General features: G+C 52.4%; 20 protein-coding genes. 15 read left to right on the top strand and 5 right to left on the bottom strand.

What is annotated here, in order from left to right; translation table 11 throughout:
* Nucleotides 1-41 precede the first annotated feature (41 nt).
* Nucleotides 42-1,247, bottom strand: a complete 1,206-nt coding sequence (locus D5085_16950; protein QEP44673.1) for a GAK system CofD-like protein — start codon at nucleotides 1,245-1,247, stop codon at nucleotides 42-44.
* 135 nt (nucleotides 1,248-1,382) lie between these two features.
* On the opposite strand from D5085_16950, the gene D5085_16945 reads away from it, so the two are divergent.
* Complete coding sequence (locus tag D5085_16945; GenBank protein QEP44672.1) at nucleotides 1,383-1,751, top strand: hypothetical protein; 369 nt, start codon at nucleotides 1,383-1,385, stop codon at nucleotides 1,749-1,751.
* Between the two features lie 5 nt (nucleotides 1,752-1,756).
* Here the strand turns inward: D5085_16945 and folD are convergent, their stop codons facing one another.
* The 4 genes from folD to D5085_16925 form a co-directional block, all read right to left on the bottom strand.
* Nucleotides 1,757-2,620 carry a bifunctional methylenetetrahydrofolate dehydrogenase/methenyltetrahydrofolate cyclohydrolase FolD gene (gene folD, locus D5085_16940; protein QEP44671.1) on the bottom strand — a complete coding sequence of 288 codons (864 nt, stop codon included), beginning with the start codon at nucleotides 2,618-2,620 and terminating at the stop codon, nucleotides 1,757-1,759.
* 98 nt (nucleotides 2,621-2,718) lie between these two features.
* Complete coding sequence (locus D5085_16935; GenBank protein ID QEP44670.1) at nucleotides 2,719-4,035, bottom strand: twin-arginine translocation signal domain-containing protein; 1,317 nt, start codon at nucleotides 4,033-4,035, stop codon at nucleotides 2,719-2,721.
* A 16-nt stretch (nucleotides 4,036-4,051) separates the two neighbouring features.
* Nucleotides 4,052-4,624, bottom strand: coding sequence for a cytochrome c4 (locus D5085_16930; GenBank protein ID QEP45207.1), 573 nt, complete (start codon nucleotides 4,622-4,624; stop codon nucleotides 4,052-4,054).
* Nucleotides 4,625-4,662: 38 nt separating this feature from the next.
* A complete protein-coding gene (locus tag D5085_16925; protein ID QEP44669.1) occupies nucleotides 4,663-5,154 on the bottom strand; it encodes a butanol dehydrogenase in 492 nt (163 codons plus the stop codon).
* 49 nt (nucleotides 5,155-5,203) lie between these two features.
* Between D5085_16925 and D5085_16920 the strand changes: the two genes are divergently transcribed.
* From D5085_16920 to D5085_16855, 14 genes are all read left to right on the top strand, one after another.
* Nucleotides 5,204-5,647, top strand: coding sequence for a hypothetical protein (locus D5085_16920; GenBank protein ID QEP44668.1), 444 nt, complete (start codon nucleotides 5,204-5,206; stop codon nucleotides 5,645-5,647).
* Nucleotides 5,644-6,693 (top strand): IS3 family transposase, encoded by a 1,050-nt coding sequence (locus tag D5085_16915; protein QEP44667.1) that lies wholly within the window; start codon nucleotides 5,644-5,646, stop codon nucleotides 6,691-6,693. Before D5085_16920 ends, D5085_16915 begins: the two co-directional genes overlap by 4 nt.
* Before the next feature lie 727 nt (nucleotides 6,694-7,420).
* Nucleotides 7,421-8,566: a DUF302 domain-containing protein gene (locus tag D5085_16910; GenBank protein QEP44666.1), complete on the top strand. Its 1,146-nt coding sequence runs from the start codon at nucleotides 7,421-7,423 to the stop codon at nucleotides 8,564-8,566.
* Nucleotides 8,567-8,778: 212 nt separating this feature from the next.
* Nucleotides 8,779-9,273, top strand: a complete 495-nt coding sequence (locus D5085_16905) for a hypothetical protein (GenBank protein QEP44665.1) — start codon at nucleotides 8,779-8,781, stop codon at nucleotides 9,271-9,273.
* On the top strand, nucleotides 9,266-9,526 hold the full coding sequence (locus D5085_16900; GenBank protein QEP44664.1) for a cation:proton antiporter: 261 nt from the start codon (nucleotides 9,266-9,268) through the stop codon (nucleotides 9,524-9,526). Before D5085_16905 ends, D5085_16900 begins: the two co-directional genes overlap by 8 nt.
* Nucleotides 9,526-9,870 (top strand): monovalent cation/H(+) antiporter subunit G, encoded by a 345-nt coding sequence (locus D5085_16895; protein QEP44663.1) that lies wholly within the window; start codon nucleotides 9,526-9,528, stop codon nucleotides 9,868-9,870. Before D5085_16900 ends, D5085_16895 begins: the two co-directional genes overlap by 1 nt.
* Nucleotides 9,867-10,124, top strand: a complete 258-nt coding sequence (locus D5085_16890) for a DUF4040 domain-containing protein (protein QEP44662.1) — start codon at nucleotides 9,867-9,869, stop codon at nucleotides 10,122-10,124. Before D5085_16895 ends, D5085_16890 begins: the two co-directional genes overlap by 4 nt.
* Nucleotides 10,117-10,818 carry a sodium:proton antiporter gene (locus tag D5085_16885; protein QEP45206.1) on the top strand — a complete coding sequence of 234 codons (702 nt, stop codon included), beginning with the start codon at nucleotides 10,117-10,119 and terminating at the stop codon, nucleotides 10,816-10,818. Before D5085_16890 ends, D5085_16885 begins: the two co-directional genes overlap by 8 nt.
* Nucleotides 10,815-11,174 carry a cation:proton antiporter gene (locus D5085_16880; GenBank protein ID QEP44661.1) on the top strand — a complete coding sequence of 120 codons (360 nt, stop codon included), beginning with the start codon at nucleotides 10,815-10,817 and terminating at the stop codon, nucleotides 11,172-11,174. Before D5085_16885 ends, D5085_16880 begins: the two co-directional genes overlap by 4 nt.
* Nucleotides 11,168-14,293 carry an NADH-quinone oxidoreductase subunit F gene (locus D5085_16875; GenBank protein QEP44660.1) on the top strand — a complete coding sequence of 1,042 codons (3,126 nt, stop codon included), beginning with the start codon at nucleotides 11,168-11,170 and terminating at the stop codon, nucleotides 14,291-14,293. The genes D5085_16880 and D5085_16875 overlap by 7 nt, the downstream gene beginning before the upstream one ends.
* Nucleotides 14,294-14,296: 3 nt before the next feature.
* Nucleotides 14,297-15,208 carry an NADH-quinone oxidoreductase subunit H gene (locus D5085_16870; protein ID QEP44659.1) on the top strand — a complete coding sequence of 304 codons (912 nt, stop codon included), beginning with the start codon at nucleotides 14,297-14,299 and terminating at the stop codon, nucleotides 15,206-15,208.
* Between the two features lie 3 nt (nucleotides 15,209-15,211).
* Nucleotides 15,212-15,853 (top strand): NADH-quinone oxidoreductase subunit B, encoded by a 642-nt coding sequence (locus D5085_16865; GenBank protein QEP44658.1) that lies wholly within the window; start codon nucleotides 15,212-15,214, stop codon nucleotides 15,851-15,853.
* 8 nt (nucleotides 15,854-15,861) lie between these two features.
* Nucleotides 15,862-16,392 carry an NADH-quinone oxidoreductase subunit C gene (locus tag D5085_16860; GenBank protein QEP44657.1) on the top strand — a complete coding sequence of 177 codons (531 nt, stop codon included), beginning with the start codon at nucleotides 15,862-15,864 and terminating at the stop codon, nucleotides 16,390-16,392.
* 16 nt (nucleotides 16,393-16,408) lie between these two features.
* Entirely contained in the window at nucleotides 16,409-17,581 is a 1,173-nt protein-coding gene (locus D5085_16855) for an NADH-quinone oxidoreductase subunit D (GenBank protein QEP45205.1), read from the top strand.
* The last annotated feature ends 40 nt before the right edge of the window (nucleotides 17,582-17,621 follow it).

The raw sequence follows: 17,621 nt of genomic DNA, 5'->3' as shown, positions 1-17,621 counted from the left end.
TAAAATGACACTTTAATGACACTCTAACACTCCCGCTGGCGCTATACCAGCGATAGTAGTGCCCGAGTGAGCCGTTCTGGATCGTAGTAGGGGGCGCTTTTACGGCTAATAAGACGGGTATCGATCATTTGAATGCCATATTTGCGCATTAAATTGGTGGAGAGGTGGGAGCCATAGCTGCCACGCTCGCTGTCGATAAGTACCGTATTGAGCAGTTGATGGTTAGTGATCGAGTGGGGTAGCCCGCGACGCAGATAGTGGAGCAGCAGCGTCACCTGATCGTTAAGCGACAGCCCGATCTGCTCAGGATCGGCACCTAAGTTAGGAATGTAGATTTTGGGGCTGGGGCTAGCAGCAAGGGTCGCCCCTACCCCTTCGGGGAGGAGGTTGGCGATGAGGCTGCTGTAGAAGCTGCCGGGGGGGTAGCAGATTAGCTCCGCACTCTGAATCAGTTTACGGGTGCGTTTGCTGATTTTACAACTCGCCTCCTGAGTCGGATGGTGGGGGTGAACTAGCGATAGCGTCTCAATAGGTGAGCGGAGCGGAGGGGCCTCTTTGCCGGTCAGTTGGTGCTGGCCGATAACTCGACTGCCATCGGCTAGCGTAGCGGCGAGGTGGAGGTGGTCGCTAACGGTCGCTTTTACGGTGCCCCGTGCCGCGACTAGCTTGGAGAAGAGGAAGATAATCGGCTCTAGGTGGCGATGATTATTGAGATAACCGCCGGTTAGAATCAGATTACCGATGCTGGCCCCTTGTAGCTTAAACTGCGCCGGCATCGCCTCATAAAAAAAGCCGAGCTGGTTACGAATTAGGCGCCGCATCGGATTGGAGATCGAATGTATGAGGGGATTGCGGCCATCGATGAGTCGCTTGAGTTCTCGATGTAGCCGTTTGTCGCTATCGGTGGTCGCAAAGCGGTGGTTAAAGAGGCGATAGACCTCTGGGTGTCCGGTAATGGTATCGTCGGCTAGGGCCATGAGTCGGCTGCGCAGATCGCCGATAGAGGGCATATTGAACGCTTGGCGTAGTGTGGCCGAACTACCCCCAGAGTCAAACGGGGTGACCAGATGGATAGAGTTGTGGCTGTAGCGTTTCAGCACCCGACTGAGCGGCAGCAGTGCCGAGCCCCCACTGAAAAAGAGTAGGGATGGGGCGAGTTCAGGGGCGCGTTGGTAGCGCTCCAGTCGGAGCTGGTCTGGAATGGTAATGCGGCGGCAGAGTGTGACAGAGCAGTGGTGTGATGACATCGGTGTAGGTTGTGGTAGTAATCGTAATCGCTAGAGCCGCTAAGTGTAACCTATTTTTCAGTGACGGAGGTTCAAAAAGTGGTGCTAAGTCCGCTAAATGGGGTAGAGAAACCACAATAACTGGGGGATTTGATCATGAACAGCCTAACCGTTGAGTTAACCGCTCCACACCCACACCCACGGCCTCTGTTGAGCTTAAATAGTAGCGGGGAGGCGGTTCGATTCTGGTCGGCTCCTGAGGGGAGCTCGGGTCGCTATCATGATCGAGATAGCGTTGAGCTCTCGGCTGCGGCTGTCCGTATTCGCATAGAGCACCAAGCAGCCGCCAATCAGGGGGGGTACGATCCCGTTGTGCTGAAACTGTTTGGCAGTGGCTCAGAGTTGACCCAAAGCCGATTTATTTTTGATGTCGACGGTGATGGTCGCCCCGATCGAGTCAGTTATAGCCACGCCGCTCCCGCTGCAAAGGAGTCGGCAGCGGAGCATATCGATCTAGTTGCCTGATAGGGCTATGGCTGCACCTGCTGCTGTATTAGCGCCGCTTTGAGGGTATTTTCCATTAGCGTAGCGACAGTCATCGGGCCGACACCACCGGGGACTGGGGTAATCCAGCCTGCTCGCTCTGCGGCTGCGTCAAACTCTACATCGCCGACTAGTTGACCACTCTCTAGTCGGTTAATGCCAATGTCGATAACGGTAGAACCCGGCTTAATCCACGCCCCTTTAACCAGCCCCGCTTTCCCCACCGCAGCAATGACGATATCGGCGCGACGAATATGGTCACTACTATCTCGGCTAAAACGGTGGCAACAGGTGACCGTCGCGCCAGCGAGCATCAGCTCCAGCACCATCGGTCGGCCAACATGGTTCGAGGCACCGATGACAACCGCATCCTGGCCTTTAAAGGGGGTCTCTATACTCTGTAGTAGCTTCATGACCCCATAGGGGGTGCAGGAGCGCAGCGTCGGCATTCTGACGGCTAGCCGACCAATATTGTAGGGGTGAAAACCATCCACATCCTTCTGCGGTTTAATCCGTTCGATGATCGTTGCGCTATTAATGTGGGAGGGGAGGGGAAACTGTACCAATATGCCGTGAATCGAGCTATCAGCATTTAAAGTATCGATAAGATGCAGTAGTTCACTCTCTGTTGTGCTATTTGGTAGATCGTGCGCTATCGAATGGATACCGATTTCGGCACACGCTTTGCGTTTATTGGCGACATAGAGCGTCGATGCCGCATCGTCTCCAATGAGTATGACAGCTAGGCCGGGGGGGGCAGAGCCCTGTTGTCGGTGATGGGAAAGTTGTTGTTGAAGTTGATACCGTAGTTGGGCTGCAACTGCCTTGCCGTCAATGATTTTGGCACTCATCTCTATCTCCGTTAGTTGAACGGGGCTATTTTCGCACATTGCGGCTAAAAAAAACGGGGCGATGTGCCCCGTTTTATCAGCGTGCTGCTCTGAACGGTTTAACTAAAGACATCGGCAGTGATGTTGTTAAACCAAGAGTGGGCGTACTGCTCTTCACGGGCACGCATCTCCATGGTGGTATCATCGTACCCCGGTGTCAGGCCGCCCGACCCTTCAACCGATTCAACCTTGCCGGTAGCGTTATTGTAGCGATAGACAGCAGCCACCGAGATGCCGTCTCCGGGGTGGATCACGCTGTAGCAGGTGTTGACATAGGAGGGCTGTGGCACCTGCATGTCATTGAGCAGGGCAATAATGGCCGAAACGCAGACCTTAGCTTCGGAGTTCGCAGCGTACCCCGATTTAGGTAGTGGACTTTGGATCGCCGCATCACCGATAACATGGATATTTTTCTGTAGAGTTGACTCAAATGTCATCATATTGACAGGACACCAGCCAGAGTTATCTGTCAGGCCGGCAGTTTTGGCAATCATCCCAGCCGTTTGAGCTGGAATGATATTGAGTACATCAGCTTTATACTCATTGAAGCCAGTCATAATGGTTTTGGTTGAGGCATCAAGCTCTTTCAACACATTGTCATCAGAGCCGCTAGGGGTGCTATGCCACTCAATCATGGCATTGGAGGTGCCGTAGCCGTAATATTTACGCCAGCCAGCTTCAAACAGCCCCTTTTTGGAGAAGGCCGGCTTAGGATCGACAATCAAAAGTTTCGATTTCGGCTTGTGGCTTTTGAGGTAGTGAGCAATTTGAGAGGCCCGCTCATAGGGGCCAGGAGGGCAGCGGAAAGGGTTGGGGGGAGGGGCAATCACGACTGTGCCGCCATCCTGCATCGCCTCTAACTGCTTGCGTAGGGTGACGGTTTGGGAGCCGGCTTTCCAAGCATGGGGAATCGTTTCGGCGACGGTTTCGTCATAGCCTTCAATTAGATCGTAGCGGAAACTGACCCCAGGGGAGACGATACAGCGATCATAAGCAAATGTGTCGCCGCTATCGGTCATCACCCTCTGTTTATCGGCATCAATTCCGGTCACTTTGGCGTGGACCACAGTCACACCATGCCCTTTTAGGCCACTGTAGCCAAACTTGATATTGTCAATATCGCGCTCGCCACTGAGGACTTCATTGCTCATAAAGCAGGTGTAGTAATCCTTATTAGCCTCAATGAGGGTAACTTCGATGCTGCTATCCATTAGGCGCAGATATTTGGCGGCCGTAGCCCCCCCAATACCGCCCCCGACAACGACTACCCTCTTTTTGTTGCTAGCGATAGCCGGAGCGGTAGAGCAGGCAAAGGTACTAACGGCCGCAGCCGCACCGGAGAGTTTTAGAAAATTACGACGGGTAAATTGACTCATTAGATATCCTCCTCAATTACTTTTGGCTGGCGTAGAAGTGGACAAGCTGTTTAAAGCCGTCGTCGCCATACTTCTCTTTGACATCCTGCATTTTGCTCTTCATCTTGCGTGGCATATCACGCATACCGCTATTAAAGTCGGTCATGGAGTACTCAAGGTAGGGCAGCATCTGTGCGGCTAAAATAGCCGAACCATCAGCGATCCTGCCACCCTCTTCGTGACACTTTTCGCAGAAACGATCATGCAGCGAGGCACCTTTTGCCGCTAAAGCAGCATCGGTTGTCTGATCGATCGTTTTTAACTTTTTGGTGTTAAAAAACTCTGCCATTAGCTCGATCTCTTGTGCAGTGTAGCCTCTGGCGATACGACCCATAATGGTCGAGGGGCGCTCGTTAGATTGATACAATGTCATCGACTCGATAAAATAGTCAACATCAATACCGGCGATACTAGGAATCGCCGGGCCGTTACTGGAGCCATCGATACCGTGGCAGCCGGCGCAGGTATTGCCGAGCATTTCGGCGGTTGGGGTTGCCGCAGTGGCCGAAGTTGCCATGGTGACAGCACCGGCAACTAGCAGACTATGCATGATGAGTTTAAATTTCATCTATCATCTCTCCTCGTGGTTTAATGAAAACTCTCTTTGGTGTTCAGCGAAAGTTGTGGTGGGGCAGCCGAGGCTGCATTGTCGAGCTGTTCAGGCTCGACTGGAAGTTCGTGAGCAAGCCCTTTATGGCACTCTATACAGGTTTTACCCTCTAGCGCTGCACGATCATGCTTTTTCCGGGCTAATCTGCCCTGTTCAGCGGTATCCATATTGCCGTAATCGTGGCAGCTACGACACTCGCGTGAATCGCTCGCCTCCATTTTAGCCCAGACTCGGCTAGCCATATCCCAGCGGTGGGCTTCATACTTCTCTGGCGTATCGATAGTGCCGATGATTTCGTGGTAGATATCCTTCACCGCTAGAATTTTGGCCTTCACCTTGGGGAAGAACTCTTTCGGCACATGGCAGTCAGCGCAGGTGGCTTGGACGCCGGAGGGGTTTTTGTAGTGCCATGTCTGTTGGTACTCTTTGTAGTTAACCTGCATCGTGTGGCAGCTAATGCAGAACTCCATCTCGTTGGCCCTGAGTGTCAAGATACCCTGAGACCACCCCTGATGAGAAATGAATGTAGAATCAGGGGGGCAACAGAGGAGATACACGATGCCCAAAGATACTACCGTTTTACCCTCCAACGAGGTTACCGACCCCGATGAAGAGAAGCGCTCCTACCGCAAATTTAGTGAGGAAGAGAAGCTTCGGATCCTAGCAGAAGCAGAGCAGTGCAAGGAGCCGGGTCAGCTAGGCGAGCTGCTGCGCAAAGAGCAGATCTACAGCTCCCATCTGACCAAATGGCGCCGACAACTGCAAGCACAGGGGCAGGCTGGCCTGAAAGGGAAACAGAGTGGTCGCAAACCGAGCCTAGACAAGCGAGATAAGGAGATAGAGCGTTTAAAGAAGGAAATTCAGCGTCTTAGCCAACGGTTACAGCAGACCGAAGGGGTGATTGCGCTCCAAAAAAAAGCCTTCAGCTTATTGGAGCAGATGAACACAGAGATAAGCTTATGAGATTAGTTGAAAAAGAGTGCCCCAGTTCGGTGAGCATAAGAGCCGCTTGCGATAGCCTAGCGCTCTCGCGTGCAGGCTACTACCGCCGACAGGCTCCGGTTGTCTCCCCCCGAGCGAGCCTTCCAAGACCCGTCGCAGCCAATGCGCTGAGTGAGGCAGAGAGGCAAGCCGTTCTGGGGCTTTTGAACAGCGAACGATTCTATGACCAACCTCCGGCAGAGATCTATGCTAGCCTGCTGGATGAAGGGAAATATTACTGTTCAATCAGTACGATGTATCGGATCCTTCGTGCTAATCAACAGACGGGAGAGCGGCGAGCTCAAAAACCGGCCAAATCACACGCTATCCCCCGATTACGGGCGACCCGCCCGAATGAGGTTTGGACATGGGATATCACTAAGCTTCCCACCACAGAGCAGGGTAACTTCTTGAATCTCTATGTGGTGATGGATCTCTACAGCCGTTTTATTGTGGCTTGGATGGTCTCAAGGAAGGAGAATAGTGAGCTCTCCAAGCTGTTAATCAGTGACGCAGCGGCTCGCTATCGGGTCGCGCTCAGTGGCTTAACACTGCATCAGGATAGAGGTGTGCCGATGACCGCCAGAGGCTATCTCGACTTGATGGCCGAACTGGGGATCACCTGCTCCCACAGCCGTCCACGAGTCAGTAACGACAATCCGTTTAGCGAGAGTCAATTTAAAACACTCAAGCAACAACCCGATTATCCTCAACGATTTACAGGAGTTGACCATGCCAGAATATGGTTTAGTGACTATGTTGACTGGTACTGTTTCCACCACCACCATCGAGGGATTGCGTGGTTCACTCCAGAGCAGGTATTTACCGGTCGTTACAAGGAGGTTAGCGAGCAGCGTGAACAGGCGCTGAAGCAGGCCTATCAGCAGCATCCGAAACGCTTTATTCATGGTGAGCCCAAGGTTAAGCAACCCCCTACTGAGGTATGGATTAACCCCGCTCTACCGGAGGAGGGGGTGGGGTCGCTGGAGGTCAACTATCCAACCCTGAATAGAGCGAAGGAGAGATGAGTGACGGTGCCGCTAGTGGGTCTATCGTCGATGGCTTTAGCCGGTTGTGGTGGCTGAATGACAGAGCGTTATCCATAGCCCGCCCCCCGGAGACCCCCTTATTATCGTAGGGGGGCGGGCTGTGGGTAACGCGGTGCAGGAGGGAGGTTCCTAGATTAGGGGTTGCAGTTCGCCTTGCAGCTCCCCCTTGCTGAAGGGCTTGGCTCTTGCGGCAAAGGGCCATGAGGGTCATGTTCGCTCCTTGTTGCGTCATGACTCAACATAGGCGAAATTTGCCGGTGAGGGCAGTGGCAATCACCGGCTAGATTTAGAGCTTTATTTTTTTAACAACTGGTCTCAAATTACTTGACAGCTTCCGTTGGTGTAGGCAAAGAAGGCGTTGACCCCGCCTAGCGACAATACGCCAGCCAGAAATATCACTCCCCCCACTGCCAACTGCTTGATACTTGGCTTTTTCATATCTTCAATAAAATAACTTTTGCGTTTAAGTTTAGATGTTAACCATTCGTGTGTGAAGTTAACATAGCGTTGACCGGTTATGCAATAGCTTTATATCGCGGTTACGAGGTTAAGAAAAGTGATATATAATAATATTATTATATTATATTATGGTTATTTGTTGATTGTTGGGGTTGTTGTTGACTTTTGTTATAAAATTCGCACAATGGCTGCTTTTAACGCTTTTCGCATACGCAAAACTTACACTGCAAAACTATCAGGATATTGAATGATGAAACGATACTTTATTGTAATGGTACTTGTGCTGATGAGTACCTCGCTCTTAGCGGCCAATTTGGAAAATGGCTATTTGATTAACAAAAATTGTGCTATCTGTCATGGCCAGTATGGCCAGGGAACCCCTGGACGCCTCTCGCCCCGCCTTGCCGGTTTGAGCGAGGACTATCTGATTAAGGCCATTAACGAGTATAAGGGGGGAGTTCGAGTCAATCCGACCATGATGATGACTTCCGGTATCGGCTCAATGTCTGCTCAGGATATTGAAGATGTCGCCTACTACCTCTCTTCGATCGATCTCTCTCGTGATGCTCAGTTCGATATTAAACCTAGTCTTGGTGGCGATAGGGTAAAGGGGGAGGCGATCTACGATGATGAGTGCCGCTTCTGTCACCGCCGCGATGGCTTTGGCAAAGACTCTCGCGGTGTTCCCGCGATAGCTGGACAACACACCGAGTATCTGTTTCAGAACCTAAAGATGTTTCAGACTCGGTTGCGTATTCACGATGATGACCCAGATGACACCCTGTTTGATCGTTTTAGCGACGAGGATATTATCAATTTGACCGCCTATGCCGCTTCGCTAGATGATCGCCGTATTATTAACGGCGCTGATGCCTATCTGCCGAGGGTCGATGAGCGGATGGTTGCCCGTATGGCGGCGGCCAAAGAGGCAGCGGCGAAGCAGAGCAAAAAGGTGGTTACAGACCAACTAACGATCTCAGATATCACCCAAACGGTAGCGCAGATGCCGCTTAAAGATGGGGTGAGCATTGAGGATGCTATCGATGCGATGCGCTCTAAAGCGGTGGAGCTCAACCTGAAGATGGTGGGAGAGCAGCAGGTGTCGCAGGAGCTAGCCGCTCGTGATGTCGAATCGCCACACCTAAGTATCTATCAATTTTGTGATCCGATGGATGCGCGGGAGATGATTATCGCTAATCCGATCTTCGCGAGCTATATGCCCTGCCGTATCTCCATGGTTGAAGATCAGGAGGGGGTTACTTGGCTGATGATGTTGAATCTCGATATGTTAATTAACAGCAAACTGCTTCCACCTCAAGTCGTTGAGACCGCAATTCGGGTCAATCAGGCGATGCTGGACGTGATGATCGCTGGAGCTACCGGAGAGTTTTAGGCTCGTTCTTGGCTTGATTTGATTTAAATCAGTGTCGATAGCTGGCCGTTGCTGTAGAGTGGCGGCCAGTTTTCTGTTTGGCACCGAGCTCTCCCCCCCTCTGGGGCAAAAAAAATTGCTTCGTGTGATATTTCTGTAATATTCGGCTGCTACAATGGCGGCTCGTTGGATAGCTTAGTGTAACCTTATAACTTAAGAGGCCGGTGACTTTAATGATACAGCTCAGGCAGCTGGTGATGTTTGCGACTCTGCTCATATTTTGGCTGATGCTCAACGGTTCGGTCGAGTTTGATGTGGTGGCGAGCGGTGTGATCGCCTCTGCCGTGATTGTCATCCTATTCAGACATTCGCTCTCATTTTTTACTGAGTTTCGGTTTAGCGCGGCGGCTGTAAAGGCGGGATTCCTCTACTACGGCTACTTCTTTAAGGCGCTAACGGTTGCCAATTTTAAGCTAGCGGCGATTGTCCTCAATCCGGCTCTGCCGCTTAATCCGGGTATTGTTAAGGTGCGTACTCGGTTGAAAAGTCGCATGGGACGCCTAATGCTGGCTAACTCCATTACCCTCACTCCGGGAACATTGACGGTCAAGATCGAAGATGAGTGGCTCTATGTCCACTGGGTCAGAGTCGAGAGCGACGATATTGAGGTGGCGACCGCCACGATTGTTGCTGGATTTGAGCGCTATCTGGAGATTATTTATGGTTGATGGATTGGTTATCGTGTCGGCACTCTTTACCGGTGTGGCGTTTTTGTTAACACTGTGGCGATTTGTTAAGGGGCCGACAGCCGTTGATCGGGTCGTGGCCTTTGATGTGTTAACCATTATCTCAATTACCCTTATCGTTCTTATCGCTTGGGTGAGTGATCGTGGCATCTACCTAGATGTCGCTCTGGTCTATGCCCTGCTCTCATTTTTGGGCGTTATCGCCTTTGCTCGCTATCAGGAGCGTGGATTTTAATGGAATCTATTCTTAGTTTAGTCGGCGGAGTCTCACTGATGGTGGGGACGCTGTTTCTGCTGCTAGGCGGTTTGGGTTTGGTGAGGATGCCCGACATCTATAACCGTATTCAGGCAGGCACTAAGGCCACCACACTCGGTACGCTGCTCAGTCTGTTTGGTATCGCCTGCTTACAGCCCGAATGGGGGTGGAAGTTGCTGCTGATCGGTCTGTTTTTAATCTTTACCAATCCACTCTCATCCCAGGTTCTTGCCCGATCATCGCACCGCGTCGGTATCAGGCTCTCTCCCCTCAATCGGGTCGATAAACTGGAAGAGGATGAACGGCAGGAGGCACATCAATGACACTTATCGTGGAGGCGATAGCGCTAATGGTTGCCGTCGCGATGTTGATAGCGGCAGTGATGGCGGTCGGCGGCAGGCGTTCGCTGCCGATAACCATCCTTGCCTCTGGACTTGTGGGGCTGCTCGCTTCGGTGCAGTTTCTCCTGCTCGCCGCTCCCGATGTGGCGATGACAGAGGCGGCGATTGGTAGTGGCTTGACCACCTTTCTCTTCTTCTTTGTACTAGGCCGAGTGCGGGATGGGGCAGATGATTAAACAGGCGTTAATAGTACTGCTACTTATCGGTTTGGGAACAATCTTCTTCTCGCTAAACCTAACTTTTGAGGCCGATGAGTCGCTGAATAAAACGGGCCACTACTATGCAGTGGCGAGTGCTGGTGATACTGGGGCGGCCAATATTGTGACCTCAATTATTGTTACCTATCGCGGTCTTGATACGCTGGGGGAGGTCACGGTCCTCTTCTTGACGGCGGCGATTGTGGGGCTAGTGCTCTCCCGCTCCTGTCCGGTCAATCGGAGGCAGCCGCGTCCCGATGCCGGCGAGCTGTTGCTTACCGGCAAAGATCTATTGGTGCCACTCATTCTGCTGCTGGGGGTCTATGTCTTTATCAATGGCCATTTGACCCCAGGTGGAGGGTTTCAGGGGGGGGCTATTCTCGCCTCTGCGCTACTGCTGCTGCTACTCTCCGAACCGATGCGACACTTTAGCCATCGTCTGATTACGAGGGTCGAATCGACTTCTGGTCTGCTGTTTGTCTCTATCGGGGTGGCCGGTATGGTTATCGGGGGGGGCTTTCTCGATAACCGTATTCTACCTCTGGGCGAGTTTGGTCAACTCTTCTCCGCTGGTGCCATTCCGATCATCTACTCTCTAATCGGGCTTAAAGTGGGGGCGGAGTTTAGCTCAATGCTGATTCACTTCGCCGAAACCGGAGATCCAGAGCAATGATTACCACCATTACCATGACTACCGGCTTTTTGCTGATTCTGCTAGGGCTCTATGGCGCACTGGTGCACCGAAATATTTTGCGGATGATTATCGCCTTCTCCATCGCCAATACCGGTGTCAATATGGTGCTGGTTGCGGTGGGGTATATGCATGGCCGTACTGCGCCAATTCTCGATAGCGAGGCTCTACTCAATGGGGCAGATAGGCTGATTATTGACCCACTACCGCAGGCGCTGGTATTGACTGCGATTGTGATCGGCGTGGGGATTATTGCGCTCATGCTCGCTTACGCCTATCGCCTGTTCGAGAGTCGTGGCACCCTAAATATCGATAACTTTAAGGATCTGAAGTGGTAAACGCACTGTTAATTATCGCAGTCGCTCTCGGTACCGCCTTTCTGTTGGGGCTGCTGCCGGATCATCGCCGAAACAGCGCCTATCTGATCACCCTAGCCGCACTGCTGCTAATGGGGGCGATTTCGGGGCAGTGGCTGCTCTATTTTGCCGACTCTGGTGGAGCTGCGGTGCAGATCTTTACTGCAGGGCACCTGCCCCCCTTTTCGATCGCCCTCTCAATTGGCCTAGCCGAAGCGGCCATGCTCACTCTTATCTGCCTCTTTGCGCTGATGGCCGCTATCTATCTACGCGATACTCTCTATCGTATGGGACGGCGTGCGATGGCGGTGCTGCTTATTTTTACCATGGCGGCGGCGGGGATCATTCTCACGCGAGATCTCTTTAATCTGTTTGTCTTTATCGAACTTATGGTTATCGCGACGGCGGGGCTGATTCTGTTAACGGCAAGAGAGGAGGCGCTATCGGCAGGGTTTAAGTACCTTATCGCGGCACAAGTTGTCTCGATTATGCTGCTAATTGGCCTTATCTTCGCCTATCACGCCACCGGCACTCTCAATATCGACGAGATTAGCGCGCTACCAACGCTGGCTAACTCCTCGATGCAGTTAGCACTCTTTTTGATGTTTATCGCCATTATTATTGAGTTAAAGCCTTTTCCCGCCAACGGTTGGGGGCTCGATATCTATCAGTCGGCACACCCCGCCTTCGCGGCGCTCTTTTCGGTATCGACCGGAGCGGCGATGCTCTTTGCTGTCGATAAGATGGTCTTAATGGGGGGGGATAGTTGGCTACCGCTACTGAGTGCCATCGGTGTCACTACCTTTGTGGCTGCCAATCTGTTAGGGCTATCGCAGCAGGATGACCGAAGGTTGCTCGGATACTCATCGATCGGCCAGTTAGGGCTGCTGCTGCTGATTATCGGACAGCGCGATCTGCTAGGGGACCAGCTACTATTTATTGCCGGTGGGGTGTTGGTGGCTCAGGCGATTGCTAAGGCGGGGCTGTTCTGGCTATCGGGGCTCATTGAGCGGCGGGAGCTAAGCGCATGGAGCGTGCTGCGTCGCCATCCACTGCTTATCTTCGCTTTTGCTAGCTTTATCGCGCTTCTTATCGGCTTGCCACCTTTTCCCGGGTTTTATGCCAAATGGGAGCTAGTTCATGCGTTAGCCGCCGGTGATCGGCTACTTATTCTGGGATTAATGCTCTTTGGTTCGCTACTGGAGGCGACCTATCTGTTCCGCTGGTTCGGCTATGTATTAAAACGGGAGCCGCCGCCTGAGGAGGTTGTCTTAGCTGCGCACAAACTAGCGGTCGTGTTTGCGACGCTGCTAGCTGGCTGGGGCGTTGGCTATCTTTGGGGGGAGCTCTCGAACCAGAACAATCTGCTGCACGCGCTGCCGCTGCTCTTTGCCCTAAGCTTTCTGCTGCTGGAGTGGCTGCCAGTTAAAGTTAAAAACAGTTTGGCGATTGCCGGTATGGTGGGGTGGTTTCTACTGAGTTATCAGGAGTACAACCCGCTGCAGCTTATCTACGCCATTATTATCTTGGTTGGTGGCCCGATTATTCTACTCGCTAGCTACCATGCCCATGGTCGCCGACTCGGCTTCTACCCTGCGACGATGTTAATGTACGCTGGGTTAGCGATGTTAATTGTGGCTGAGGATAGTTTTACCTTCTTTGCCGCTTGGGAGCTGCTCACCATAGGCTCCTACTATCTGATTCTGCGCGGTGCTAAGTCGGAGCCCCATGCGCTCTCCTATCTGGCCTTCTCGCTTGGGGGAGCGTTTCTGATTCTGACCGGCTTTGCACTGGCTGGAAATGGCGAGACACAGATGGCGCTAACCACGCTCTCATCGCTCTCAGACCCTGTCGCCCCGTGGGTCTTTCTGCTGCTAGCTATCGGTTTTATGACCAAAACAGCCGCCGCAGGGCTCCATATCTGGCTCCCAGGTGCCCACGCTGAAGCGGAGACCGATGTCTCACCGATGGTATCGGGGATTCTGCTCAAAGCGGGACTGTTTGGTTTAATGATGCTGCTATTAAATATGGGCAAGCAGCAGCTCTACGGTTTAGAACTGACCCATCTGCTACTCTGGATTGGGGCGCTCTCGGCGCTGATTGGTAATCTGATGGCCGCCTTTCAGGAGGATGCAAAACGGCTGCTCGCCTACTCCTCAATCGGTCAAATGGGGTATGCGCTGTTTGGTTTAGCACTGATGAACCACTTAGGTTGGCTGATGGCGCTAATGTTTGTCATTAACCACTACATCTATAAATCGATGCTCTTTCTCTCTATCGGTGGTGTGGCTAAACGGACTGGCACTCGGCTTATGTACCAAATGGGGGGGTTGATCACCCTCATGCCGCTCTCTTTTATTGCGGTGTTAATCGGTATTATTGCTGTCTCTGGGGTACCGCCGCTCTCCGGTTTTGGCGGTCGCTGGATCTTCTATAACGCCATTATGAGTGCTGAGTATCGTCTGCCGATCGTGATTATCTTCCTTGCAGGGCCTATCGCGTTCCTCTATCTGTTTAGGTTGATTCACACCATCTTCCTAGGGCAGCTTAAAGATGAGCATCGCAAAATAAAAGAGGCACCCTTTTGGATTGTGGTGCCGCAGATGATCTTTGTGGTGCTACTGCTGATCTTTGCGCTAGTTCCCGGCCTTGCCCTGCGGCGGGTCGATGAGTGGTTGGTGCAATACTTTGCCGACACACCGCTCGGTTGGGAGGGGTTGACTATTACCAGCCCGTTCGGTTACTGGAGCCCGATATCGATCATGATTATCATTGGGGTGATATTTATGACTCTCTTTAGCTGGTTGCTATTTGTCAATCGTCGGGCACAAAAGGTGAAGCAGTTTAATATCGTCTTCTCCGCCGAACGCCCCTATCGACCCGAAACTACCCACTTTGCTTGGAACTTTTTTGCCCCCTATCGCAAGGCTCTCGGCTTCTTGACGCTGCCACTGGCGACCCGTTTTTGGCAGACTGTGACCGATCTATTGCACACCTTGGCCGATTTTGTTCGCCGGATCTATGATGGCAGTGGCCAGAGCTATGCCATTCATCTAGTCGCCTTTATTGTGGTTGTATTTCTGCTTCAGGGGAGGATCTAGCCGATGGTACCTGAATTTGAGTGGATGAAGATCCCCTATGCCCTGTTGACGCTCTTTATTGTAGTTAACTATGGGATGCTGCTGACGGCGCTAATGCAGAAGATTGCTGCCCGTGTTGGTCGTCGGCACGGTATTCCGATTTGGCAGAACTATGTCGATTTGGTTAAAAACTACGCTCTGCGCAGTTCGATTACCCACGGGGTGATGTTCTATCTAGGGCCGGTGTTTCGTCTCAGTGGCGGCGTCGGGCTGCTGCTGTTTGTGCCGACGATCTACGGCTCGATCTACTTCTCTAACTTCAATTTTGCCGGCGATCTGATTCTAGCGCTCTACTTCGTCTTCTTCGGCACTTTAGGCATGGCTCTCGGTGCCGGTGAGAGTGGCCACCCGAACGCCGCTATCGGGGTTAGTCGGGGGCTCTCGCAGGTCACAGCGTCTGAACTCCCCTTTGCGCTGGCTGTTTTTGCGGTGGCGTTGCAGTATCAGACCCTCTCGATTACCGAGATTGTGGCAGCCCAACAGGGGGGGTACCTTAACTGGACACTCTTCACCAATCCACTGGCGGTTGCGGCTGCGATGCTCTCCTTTCTAGGTTCAATGATGCGTCCGCCTTTTGATGTGGTCTTAGCACCGCAGGAGATCCCTATCGGCCCCCCTACCGAGTACCACTCCTCCTATTTGGCGCTCATGCAGACCAATCGGGCTATCTTCCCTATCGCCAAAATCGTGGTCTATATGAACCTCTTTTTTGGTGGCGCAGCGGGGTGGGGCGAGTTTGCGATTAAGGTATTTTTAATCTATTGCGTATCGCTACTGGTCGGGGTAGTCTTCCCCCGCTTTCGGGTGGAACAGTCGATTCGCTGGTTTCTCATTTGGGCAGTGCCACTCGGCATTGCCGCCATTCTCTGGGTGTAGCCGATGAAACCTGAACTAGAAAAGAGGGTTGTTAAAGGGCCGGACGGCATTGAGTTTGAAGTCGAGCCGCTGCGGGACTACTTTTGTGAAGCGCCACCTACGGTGATGCCGGCGGCGTATGGCCGCATTGTGGAGAGCTTCTTTAACTGGGCGCGATCTGAATCGCTATGGATTTTAGGCTTTGGAACTGGCTGCGGCGCGATTGAGATGCGGCCGCTGATGACCCCTCGCTTCGATGCCTATCGCTACGGCGTACAGTGGCGACCTACGCCACGACAGGCGAATCTGTTGGTGATCTCCGGTTATCTCTCGACTAAAACTTTGAAGCGGGCGATTCGCGCCTATGAACAGATGCAGAGCCCCAAATATGTCGTCGGTCTCGGCTCCTGCACTATTAATGGCGGTATGTATTGGGACTCCTATAACACCATTAAACGGCTCGATCACTATCTACCAGTCGATCTCTATATTACCGGCTGTATGCCTCGCCCTGAGGCGCTATTGCAGGGGTTTGAGGATCTGAAAAAGGTGATTAAAGCTGGCGAAGCGGAGGGGGCGAATGAGTATGCCGACAAGTTTGACTGGTATAAGGCAAACCAAAAGCAGGTGATTCACGACTGGGATATGCCTGACTATAACTGGTAACTAAATTGATGCAACAACTACTCAAACAACTGAGCCAACACTACCGTGTGAGCCAACTCACCCAACAACGGCTCGATCTCGCTTTCGTTAGCGCTGAACCGGATCAGCTACGCTCACTGCTGACCTATCTGCGTGATCAGTGTGGTTTTACCCACTTAGTGCTCTTAACCGCGGTTGACTGGCTTGAGCAGGGGCAGTTTCAGCTCACCTACCTGCTTAACAATCGTGCCGAGGCGAAGGATCTCGGTATTCGAGTACTGCTAGACCGTAACCAGCCCCTTATGGAGAGTATCCATACCCTCTGGCCAACGGCGGCGACCTACCAGCGGGAGCTAAAAGAGATGTTTGGTATCGATTTTCCGGGTAGTCCACGCCTAGATGAGGAGTTTATTCTCGAAGGGTGGAACGATATTCCCCCCTATCGACGCGATTTCGATACCCTTAAATATGCGGCAGAGCAGTACGCTGAACGGCCAGGTCGAGAGAGCCACGATCCGGCGCACTATATGCAGCAACAACTCTATCCGGAGCAGAAGTAGGATGGCACAACGCTCAATATTTGAACCGGATCGCAGCCAGTATCCCCCACTGCGGCAGGATGGTAGCGCTGAGTTTGATCTCAGCTCAGGCCAATACCTGAAACTGTGGCACGGCCCTAACCATCCCGGTATCACTGGCAATATGTCGGTCGAACTGACCGTCTGTGGGGATGAGGTGATTGAGGGCAAGACTCATGTCGGCTATCTCCATCGAGGCTTTGAGAAGCTAATGGAGCGGCGGACATTTATTCAGTGCTTTCCCATCGTCTGTCGTGTCTGCGTTCCCGAACCCGACTTTAATGAGTACTGTTATGCTGCAGCCGTTGAGGAGTTAGCGGGGATTGAAGTGCCAGAGAAGGCTAACTGGATTCGCACCCTGATCCTAGAGATGGGGCGAATCAATAGCTATATGATGTATCTCGGTGGTCAAGCTGGGGCGCTAGGGCTAGGGGTGATCGGGCAGTGGACTACCTTCGTCCGCGATTTAATGCTAGATCGCTTTGAAGAGCTAACCGGTGCTCGCATCTACCACATGTTCATTATGCCCGGTGGCGTGCGTGATGATCTGCCAGAGGGATTTACCCAACGGATGGAGGAGACGCTGGCCGAGATGAGGCGTACTCTCGCCGATGTCGAGCGGGTGATGTTTCAAAACGCGGTCTTTAAAAAGCGTACCATCGGCGTTGGCTATATCGATCCCACTTGGCTCGACAGCTACGGTATTACCGGGCCGACTGCTCGTGCTGCGGGTGTCGCTAAGGATGTGAGAGTCGATCACCCCTATTTGGTCTATCCTGAGCTCGATTTTGAACCGGTGATAGGTCACGACTCCGATATCTATACCCGTGCGCTGGTGCGTCTTAGAGATGTCGAGCGCTCTATCGATTTGGTGCGACAAATTTTGGCCAAAATGCCGCAAGAGGGCTCTTTAATGGCCAAGCTACCTAATGTGCTGCACTGGAAAATTCCGCGCGGTGAGACCTATATTCGTGGTGAGTGCTCTCGTGGTGAGTATGGTTACTATCTGGTGACGGATGGCTCGGGTTATCCAAGACGGGTCAATATTCGCGGGCCATCCTATACCCACGCTGTAGCGCTGCTAGAGCGGATGTTGGTCAATACCAATATTAGCGATGTGGCGGCACTCATGGTCTCTCTGCACACCTATCCGCCCGAGATTGAACGATGAGAGAGCGCTGTTCTATTAACCTACTACGACTGACGATGAA

The organism is Ectothiorhodospiraceae bacterium BW-2 (assembly GCA_008375315.1).
Lineage (GTDB): Bacteria > Pseudomonadota > Gammaproteobacteria > Thiohalomonadales > Thiohalomonadaceae > BW-2.
This window is presented reverse-complemented; position numbering and strand designations above follow the sequence as displayed.

Bases quoted from the DNA above. Each gene is read 5' to 3' on its own strand.
- D5085_16950 (QEP44673.1), bottom strand. From the start codon at position 1,247: ATGTCATCACACCACTGCTCTGTCACACTCTGCCGCCGCATTACCATT.
- D5085_16945 (QEP44672.1), top strand. From the start codon at position 1,383: ATGAACAGCCTAACCGTTGAGTTAACCGCTCCACACCCACACCCACGG.
- folD (QEP44671.1), bottom strand. From the start codon at position 2,620: ATGAGTGCCAAAATCATTGACGGCAAGGCAGTTGCAGCCCAACTACGG.
- D5085_16935 (QEP44670.1), bottom strand. From the start codon at position 4,035: ATGAGTCAATTTACCCGTCGTAATTTTCTAAAACTCTCCGGTGCGGCT.
- D5085_16930 (QEP45207.1), bottom strand. From the start codon at position 4,624: ATGCATAGTCTGCTAGTTGCCGGTGCTGTCACCATGGCAACTTCGGCC.
- D5085_16925 (QEP44669.1), bottom strand. From the start codon at position 5,154: ATGGAGTTCTGCATTAGCTGCCACACGATGCAGGTTAACTACAAAGAG.
- D5085_16920 (QEP44668.1), top strand. From the start codon at position 5,204: ATGAATGTAGAATCAGGGGGGCAACAGAGGAGATACACGATGCCCAAA.
- D5085_16915 (QEP44667.1), top strand. From the start codon at position 5,644: ATGAGATTAGTTGAAAAAGAGTGCCCCAGTTCGGTGAGCATAAGAGCC.
- D5085_16910 (QEP44666.1), top strand. From the start codon at position 7,421: ATGATGAAACGATACTTTATTGTAATGGTACTTGTGCTGATGAGTACC.
- D5085_16905 (QEP44665.1), top strand. From the start codon at position 8,779: ATGATACAGCTCAGGCAGCTGGTGATGTTTGCGACTCTGCTCATATTT.
- D5085_16900 (QEP44664.1), top strand. From the start codon at position 9,266: ATGGTTGATGGATTGGTTATCGTGTCGGCACTCTTTACCGGTGTGGCG.
- D5085_16895 (QEP44663.1), top strand. From the start codon at position 9,526: ATGGAATCTATTCTTAGTTTAGTCGGCGGAGTCTCACTGATGGTGGGG.
- D5085_16890 (QEP44662.1), top strand. From the start codon at position 9,867: ATGACACTTATCGTGGAGGCGATAGCGCTAATGGTTGCCGTCGCGATG.
- D5085_16885 (QEP45206.1), top strand. From the start codon at position 10,117: ATGATTAAACAGGCGTTAATAGTACTGCTACTTATCGGTTTGGGAACA.
- D5085_16880 (QEP44661.1), top strand. From the start codon at position 10,815: ATGATTACCACCATTACCATGACTACCGGCTTTTTGCTGATTCTGCTA.
- D5085_16870 (QEP44659.1), top strand. From the start codon at position 14,297: ATGGTACCTGAATTTGAGTGGATGAAGATCCCCTATGCCCTGTTGACG.
- D5085_16865 (QEP44658.1), top strand. From the start codon at position 15,212: ATGAAACCTGAACTAGAAAAGAGGGTTGTTAAAGGGCCGGACGGCATT.
- D5085_16860 (QEP44657.1), top strand. From the start codon at position 15,862: ATGCAACAACTACTCAAACAACTGAGCCAACACTACCGTGTGAGCCAA.